Here is a 654-nt window from a genome sequence, read left to right on the forward strand (position 1 = left end):
ATTCAACTTCACTAAACGCTTGGAAGGTCGTGAGCTTAAAGCTAACGAATTTAGCTTCGTGCTTAAAGATTCAGAAGGTAAGACTCTTGAAACTGTAAGCAATGATGCTTCTGGTAACGTTAAGTTCAAAGCTCTTGAATTCAAGAAAGGTCAAGAAGGCGTACACAACTACACAGTAGAAGAAGTTAAAGGAACAGACGCAACCGTTACATACGACACAATGAAAGCGAATGTAACAGTTACAGTGAAACACGATGGAACAGCTAAAGTTCTTATCGCAACTGTAGGCGACATTGCGGATAAAGAATTTAACAACCGTGTTACACCTCCAGAAGAACCTAAGTTCCAACCAGAGAAATACGTTGTTTCTGAAGAGAAATTCGATATCACAGGCGACAAGCTCGTTGATGATGATAAAGAGTTGGCAGACAAGTACGCAGATACCAATGCGAACCCATATGCGGACGATGCATCAAACAACGAAAAACAAAACATCAATACCAAGACTGTGAAACGTGGCGACAAGTTGGTTTACCAAGTATGGTTGGATACAACTAAATTTGACGCAGCTAACAAGGACAACATCCAATCAGTAGGAATCTCAGATGACTACGATGAAACTAAGTTGGATCTTGACGCTACTAAGATCAAAGC

1 protein-coding gene is annotated in these 654 nt (G+C 40.5%); it reads left to right on the forward strand.

What is annotated here, in order from left to right:
* Positions 1 to 654, forward strand: a 654-nt coding sequence (locus QM911_RS09910; RefSeq protein WP_414313887.1) for a Spy0128 family protein, incomplete at both ends; no start/stop codon positions are given.

This window comes from Streptococcus infantis (assembly GCF_047460825.1).
GTDB lineage: Bacteria > Bacillota > Bacilli > Lactobacillales > Streptococcaceae > Streptococcus > Streptococcus infantis_V.